This is a genomic window from Egibacteraceae bacterium (assembly GCA_040905805.1).
In the GTDB taxonomy this organism is placed as follows: Bacteria; Actinomycetota; Nitriliruptoria; order Euzebyales; family Egibacteraceae; genus DATLGH01.
The window spans coordinates 1-4136 of the sequence record JBBDQS010000110.1 but is presented as its reverse complement, the minus strand read 5'-3'; the positions used below and the strand labels follow the sequence as shown (position 1 = coordinate 4136).

General features: G+C 68.9%; 8 protein-coding genes. 2 read left to right on the top strand and 6 right to left on the bottom strand.

The features are described 5' to 3' along the window. Positions 1-134 precede the first annotated feature (134 nt). From WD250_12540 to WD250_12530, 3 genes are read right to left on the bottom strand one after another with little or no spacing between them, the layout of a single operon-like run. Positions 135-620: a PIN domain-containing protein gene (locus tag WD250_12540; GenBank protein MEX2621032.1), complete on the bottom strand. Its 486-nt coding sequence runs from the start codon at positions 618-620 to the stop codon at positions 135-137. Next, positions 511-768: a type II toxin-antitoxin system prevent-host-death family antitoxin gene (locus WD250_12535; GenBank protein MEX2621031.1), complete on the bottom strand. Its 258-nt coding sequence runs from the start codon at positions 766-768 to the stop codon at positions 511-513. Before WD250_12535 ends, WD250_12540 begins: the two co-directional genes overlap by 110 nt. After that, positions 768-1001, bottom strand: coding sequence for a hypothetical protein (locus tag WD250_12530; GenBank protein MEX2621030.1), 234 nt, complete (start codon positions 999-1001; stop codon positions 768-770). The genes WD250_12535 and WD250_12530 overlap by 1 nt, the downstream gene beginning before the upstream one ends. Positions 1002-1258: 257 nt before the next feature. On the opposite strand from WD250_12530, the gene WD250_12525 reads away from it, so the two are divergent. Continuing rightward, entirely contained in the window at positions 1259-1432 is a 174-nt protein-coding gene (locus WD250_12525) for a hypothetical protein (GenBank protein MEX2621029.1), read from the top strand. On the opposite strand, the gene WD250_12520 is transcribed toward WD250_12525, so the two are convergent. Next, the gene (locus WD250_12520; GenBank protein ID MEX2621028.1) at positions 1429-1758 is read right to left on the bottom strand and encodes a hypothetical protein; all 330 of its coding nucleotides are present in this window, start codon (positions 1756-1758) and stop codon (positions 1429-1431) included. The genes WD250_12525 and WD250_12520 overlap by 4 nt on opposite strands. 89 nt (positions 1759-1847) lie before the next feature. On the opposite strand from WD250_12520, the gene WD250_12515 reads away from it, so the two are divergent. Then, positions 1848-2000 (top strand): hypothetical protein, encoded by a 153-nt coding sequence (locus WD250_12515; protein ID MEX2621027.1) that lies wholly within the window; start codon positions 1848-1850, stop codon positions 1998-2000. Positions 2001-2346: 346 nt separating this feature from the next. Here WD250_12515 and WD250_12510 read toward each other — a convergent pair whose 3' ends face one another. Both WD250_12510 and WD250_12505 read right to left on the bottom strand, forming a co-directional pair. Next, positions 2347-3618, bottom strand: coding sequence for a DUF4143 domain-containing protein (locus WD250_12510; GenBank protein ID MEX2621026.1), 1272 nt, complete (start codon positions 3616-3618; stop codon positions 2347-2349). A gap of 313 nt (positions 3619-3931) precedes the next feature. Next, a partial coding sequence (locus tag WD250_12505) for a hypothetical protein (protein MEX2621025.1) occupies positions 3932-4136 on the bottom strand: 205 nt, incomplete at its 5' end.

Below are 4136 nucleotides of genomic sequence, written 5' to 3'. Positions count from 1 at the left end.
CGTTCCCGCTCGTCGATGACGACCTGGATGCGCACGGACATACCCATGATGCTACTGCATATGCATTGATCATACACACCGACTCCGAGATCGCGCCACAGGCCGCGGCGGCCTCGAGGCGGTGCAGGTTCTGATCACACGAGCCGGATCACGAGCTCGCTCTCCAGCGCCGCGAAGTCGCTGGCATCCCGCGCGTACAGGGGCACGTGATGTGCGTGCGCGGTGGCCGCGATGAGCACGTCCATCACCCGCCGGCGGGGCTGTTGCCCCGCGCGCACGGACAGGTGCGCGAGCGCCCCGTAGGAGCGGGCGACCGCGGCGTCGACCGGCAGCGGCTCGAAGCGCGACTCCACCTCGGCCAGACGCCGCAGGCGCGCCCGGCGCTGGGCGTCGGTCTTGGCCAGCAGCACCCCGAAGTGCAGTTCCGCCAGGGAGGCGCAGGCATGGCCGCCTCGTCGGGCAGGGCGGCCACCTCGCTGGCGATCAGCACCGAGGTGTCGAGCAGCCCTCTCACCCGCGCGTCCAGGGATCCTCGTCCAGGCCGTGCTCGATCTGCTGCGCTGCGACGTCGTCGAGAAGGCCCGGGTCGGTCGGGGTGGCGAGGACGGTTCGCACGTCACCAGGACCCACCCACTGCGGGGGCCGGCGGGGACCGAGTTCGGCCACCGGCCGACCGTCCACGGTGACGACGTAGCGCTCACCGGACTCAGCGGCTCGCAGCACCGCGCTGATGTTGTTGCGCAACTCGCGCTGCGGGAGCTCCTTCATCACCACGAGCGTAGTAGATCTTCTACGGCGCGCCGCCACGAGGAGCGGGGCAGCCTGCTCGTGTACCGCTTCAGGGGATGGATCCGCCAGCCCGGGGGCAGGGTCTTCGGGGGCATCGGCGTCGAGATCGGCGCCCCCGCTCCGGGCTCCCACAGCAGTTGGGCGCTGACCTCGCTGATGTACAGGTGCGCGAGCTTGTCGCGAAAGCCGATCATGTCAGCCCACGGCGGCATGCCCGCCTGACACCTTCGGCTGCCGACGGGATCGACGACGGTTCACCGAGGGGACGCTATCGCCTACGCTCCTGCACGATGACTAGGCGCAGGGTCTATATCGGCGAACACGCACCCAGAGTTCGGAGAGCGCCTGATCGTGCGGGCCCGCACGCAGACGGGGAAGGACATAGTGTGCTACCTCGCTGCCATCGACGAGGCGCAGGGGATCTGGGCTTGCCGCACGGCGATCTGCCGAAGATAGTGGGAGGCACGTGATGGATGACACCGACCTGACGCTGGAGGACCTGGACGCCTTCTGGGAGGAGGGTGAACTGATCGAGCTGGTGCGCCCACTCCCCGTCTCCCGATGGACTGGCGCCTTCGAGGGGAACCGCTCCAGTCCGGGCGATGTGCGGCGACAAGACATCCGAGTGCAGCTCGAGGCCTAAGCCTGGAAGCCTGCTCGTACCTGTTCGACCGCGCTGGCCGGCACGGCTAGGCCCACGGTGACGAACCTGCACCGGAAGAACGAGCAGTCCAACGCGCCGATCGCGCCTACTACCTGGTCCCGTCCTTCCGCGATGGGCCACACGAGAGCGTCGAAGTCGCCGTCCCACGTGCAGTGAGCTATTGAGGTTGTCCCCAGAGGGGCGATGATGGCCGGCCCGATGATCTGGCAGTTCTCGAAGGTGCGTCCCTCGATCAACGGCGTGTTGAGAGTCAGGTCCGCCAGCCGAACCGGCTCGTTGCGCCACTCGCGCCGCTCGAGATCCATGAGGGACGAGCCTAGAGAGGGCCAAGCGCGAGCGTTCCAGCGTGTGGGGCTTCAGTGCGGAAGGAGCCTCTGACTTTCGTTCGCCCTGCGTGGGCGGGGGCGCCCGCGTGCTCGGCTCCTGCCTGGTCGCGGTGTCTGCTGAGGCGGGTGCCTCGGGGCGTTGGATCGTCCACCTCGACGTCCTCGGGGTTCCAGAGGCGACGATCGACGAGCTCCGGCACGCGCAGCTGCTGCCGAGCTGACACGTGCTCGTCCAGGTCGAGCAGCCACTGACGGCACGGCCGGGGCGAGGTCGCGCCCGGCACGCGTACCGGTGGCCTCGGCAGGGACACTCGACCCCGACCCGTGTCGCGCGCGATGTCGCAGCGACGCCGTCGAGCGTCGCAGCGTCGCAGCGTCCGAGAACCGGTCGCTCGCCGAGCAGATCAGCCACTGGGCGCGCATCGGCATGCAGGTCGAACGGGCCGGGTCGGTCACAACCGCCGCATCATGGCCGCGGCGCGAGGCACTCGCCACCAACACGCCACCGACGGCAGGTGTTGTCGTGTGGGCTGGCCTCGGCGATGGCGGTGCGGGGTTCGCCGAGGTCTACGCCCCCAGGAGCGCAAGAGGGACGACTGCGACACCGTCCAGGCGGCGGTACGCCCGCGGTCCGGTGCACAGCACGACCCTGTCGAGGAGGCGGTCCCCGATCTTGTCCTCGAGCCAGTTGAGGTGTCGGACGTCAGCGTCGTGGATCGCGGCGGACAGCTTGACCTCGATCGCGACAACGTCGCCCCTGCCGGTCTCGACGATGAGATCGATCTCGTGCTCGCCGCCGTAGGTGCGCAGGTGCGCGACCTTCGCCTCACGTTGTTGGGCGAACACCCGCACGGACATCGCCGCCAGCGACTCGAACAGCCCACCGAGCAGGACGCCGTCGCGTGGGAGTGCCACGCTGCCCGTCTCACCGGCGAGGAGAGCCTTGGTGTCGAGGCCGAGGAGACGCACCGCGAGGGCCGGGTCGGCGAGGTGGTGCTTGGGTGCCTGGGTGAGCCGGTGGAGGTGGTTGAGACCGGGGAGCCAGGCGTGGAGCGGGTCGAGGATGCGCAGGTCGGTGAGGACATCGATGTAGGGAAGGGTCGTCGTCTTCGCCGGCTTGTCCCCGTGGCCAGCGGTTGCGGCATCCCTCACCTTCTCGTAGGAGACCGCCGCACCGGCGGCCGCGGCGTACGCGGTCAACCAGGCACGCAGCGTGGCTGGGCGTCGGATCTGCCGACCTACGCCGGGGACGTCGTGGTCGATGATCCTGTCGATGTAGCCATCGAGCTGGGTGCGCAGCGCCCTGCCGGAGAGCGCACGCAGCCCGGGGAAACCGGACCGGACGATCTCGTCGGTGTAGTCGCTCACCGTCAGGTCCGTCTCGCCCCGGACGGGGTCACGTGTTCCGGTGAGCAGGTCGGCGAGGCTCACGGTCGGCTCGCACACGCCTCGTTCCGGGAGCGTCAAGGGGCGCATCCTTGTGGTGACGATCCGCGCCGCGCCGGAGTGGGTCGTGCCGCGTGACGCGGCGGAGCCGGTCAGCAGGAACGTGCCGGGAGCCGCACCGGCATCGACGGCGCGCTTGACGGCGTCCCAAACGGCAGGCAACCGCTGCCACTCGTCGAGGAGTATCGGAGGCGGATCCGTGGTGGCGATGGTTGGGTCGGCCTCGAGGATCGCGAGTTGCGCCGGGTTGTCCAGCCGCCACACGCTCTTCGCGCGCTGGAGGGCCGTCTCGGTCTTGCCAACACCCTTCGGTCCGTCGAGCAGCACAGCCGGGAGCTGTGGCAGGACGGTTCCCAACTCGTCATCGACGATGCGGTGGACGTATCCGGTCACGAAGTCCCTCTCTGGCGACCCAGAGGGACTGTCCGGTGCGTGGTCCGCTACGCTATCATCCATCGTATCCATACACTCCTGTTCATCGGCTTCCTACGCTATCGTCAATCGGACTACCACGCTACTATTCATCGGCGCATGGGCTGAGCCGGCCAAGCCACGCACGTACCCCGGCGCCCTGCAGGAGGGGAAGCGCGACGAGGAGCTCCGGGCGATGTACGTGGCATGCCGGTCCCGCGGCTGTGCGATGCCCTGGGACCAACGGAGGTGCTGACCTTTTGGGCCGTCAACCACGTGGCGATCTTGAGGAGCCTCACAGGTCGATGAACCTGCGGGGTGCGGGTCGCGGTACGACCTGCTCGACGGCGAGCTTGCGCCGTTCACCGGCGCGAGCCACGAACGGTCCGTGGAGGTACTCCACGGCGCGGCGGAGGTCCTTGTCGTTGTGCCAGGTCCGCGAGCCCCAGCAGTGCGCCGTCCTCGTCGTAGGAGGCCGAGTGGAGCTCGACCTCGACGTC

Bases quoted from the DNA above. Each gene is read 5' to 3' on its own strand.
- WD250_12525 (MEX2621029.1), top strand. From the start codon at position 1,259: ATGGATGACACCGACCTGACGCTGGAGGACCTGGACGCCTTCTGGGAG.
- WD250_12520 (MEX2621028.1), bottom strand. From the start codon at position 1,758: ATGGATCTCGAGCGGCGCGAGTGGCGCAACGAGCCGGTTCGGCTGGCG.
- WD250_12530 (MEX2621030.1), bottom strand. From the start codon at position 1,001: ATGCCGCCGTGGGCTGACATGATCGGCTTTCGCGACAAGCTCGCGCAC.
- WD250_12535 (MEX2621031.1), bottom strand. From the start codon at position 768: ATGAAGGAGCTCCCGCAGCGCGAGTTGCGCAACAACATCAGCGCGGTG.